At 51.3% G+C, this 1,822-nt stretch carries 2 protein-coding genes; both read right to left on the reverse strand.

Going from position 1 to position 1,822, the window contains the following annotated elements; genetic code table 11:
* A partial coding sequence (locus AWV70_RS14230) for a UvrD-helicase domain-containing protein (protein ID WP_153009997.1) occupies positions 1-683 on the reverse strand: 683 nt, incomplete at its 3' end.
* A partial coding sequence (locus tag AWV70_RS14235) for a PD-(D/E)XK nuclease family protein (protein ID WP_201024371.1) occupies positions 661-1,822 on the reverse strand: 1,162 nt, incomplete at its 5' end. The genes AWV70_RS14230 and AWV70_RS14235, both read right to left, overlap by 23 nt.

Here is a 1,822-nt window from a genome sequence, read left to right on the forward strand (position 1 = left end):
GTTTTCAACGGCCCGATGAAATCGAGCTCGTCAATCGTCACCTCTTCATCCAATTCATATTGCATCGGAATCATCCGCAGCCATCTTTCCGGTGAAGGATGCACCCGCGAATAATCGTACAGCCTGTCGATGAGCGTCTCGATCGATTGGTCGTTCCTGTCTGACGTGAAACTGTCCGCAAGCCGGTACATCGCTTCCGGATTGTCTGCATTATATGCGTCCTCTAGCACTTCACCGATCGTATCATCGCGCAACAAGGCCGCTTCTGTACTGTCTGCAATGCGGAAACCTGGATCAATGTCGATCAAATATGCATATTGGCGGACAACGTTTAAACAGAACGAGTGCAATGTGGAGATTTGCGCTTTATTCAACAAACTTAACTGTCTTCTTAAGTGAATGGAGTCCGGATTTACGGCAATCGCCTCTTCCAATGCTTCCGCCATCCGGTGTCGCATTTCAGCAGCCGCGGCATTTGTGAATGTGACGACAAGCAATTCATCCACATCGATTGGATTATGCTCGCTCAACACTTTTTCGATCATCCGTGTAATGAGCACCTTCGTCTTCCCGGAACCCGCCGCTGCCGACACGAGCACATCTTTACCCGTCGCCCAGATCGCCTTCCACTGGGCGTCCGTGAACGTCACGTCCGCCGGTTTAACTGGAATGTCCATCATCATTCACATCCTTCCGCATCTTTTCAAGGGATTCTTCCGGGTTCAGGCTCTCATAATGCCTGTATTTCTGCTCGGGATTCGTTGGGTCAAATTGGCAGACCGAACGATACGAGCAATATTGGCAAGGCATCTTATCCTTCAACCTGTACGGATACACCCGGGCATCCCCCGCAAGCATCCCGTCCCCTGCCTGCCTGTGTCGCTGCCTCACAAACTTGCGGACGATTTGCAGATCATCAGTCGACAGCACTTTTGACGCTTTCGTAAATGTCCCGTCCGTCTTCAAGGCGGCAGGAATGACAGTCGATGTCTTGCCGAGCTGCGCATCCATCCCCATGACGACTCCGGGATCATCGAGCAAATAGCCCCTCATCTTATAAGACTTCAAAATTTCCTCTTCAATCAAATCCTCCGTCAGCTCAAGCTCCGTCCGGATCATCGGGTTATGGACATGCAAGTAGAGCACTCCCGCTGGATCCGCCTTGAAGCCGATCCATTCCTCCGCATGCTCGACGGCAACATCGAGATACGTCAGCATCTGCAAAGAAATGCCGTAATAGACATCGGTCAGATCAAGCTGCTTCGAGGAAGATTTATAGTCGACGATCCGCACATAATTCCTTCCGTCAATTTCCGTTGCATCGACCCGGTCGATCCTTCCGCGCAAATTCATTTGATTACCATGGCGCAGCGGAATCTCAAGTGGCGGCAGCTGCTCCCCCGGTCCGAACGCCGCTTCGATCGCGATTGGACGGAACATGCTTTTTGTTGCCTGTTTGCCGAGTGCAAAAATCGTGCGCATCACGATTTGCGTCAATTTCCGTCGGATATAGTGATAGCGGCTCGTCGACAGGAGAATGCGATTGAAGAACATCTGCGTAATATGCTCCATCGCGTCCCTCGACAATTGCCAGCATTGCTCCTTCGACAGTTCCATCCACGATTTTCCAGTCCTGTTCATTTCATCTGAAACCCATTTCAGGGCGGCGTGGAATAAATCCCCGATCGACGGAGCTTCAAGCGTGAATTCCATCCGTTCCTGCAAGCCAAGCCCATACGAAGCGAAATGCTGGAACGGGCAGCTGTAATACGATTCAATCCGTGAAACGCTCGATACGAAATTCTTGCCGTACAAGCCTTCC

Origin of the sequence: Sporosarcina koreensis (assembly GCF_001531445.1) — a bacterium.
Taxonomy (GTDB): Bacteria; Bacillota; Bacilli; order Bacillales_A; family Planococcaceae; genus Sporosarcina; species Sporosarcina koreensis_C.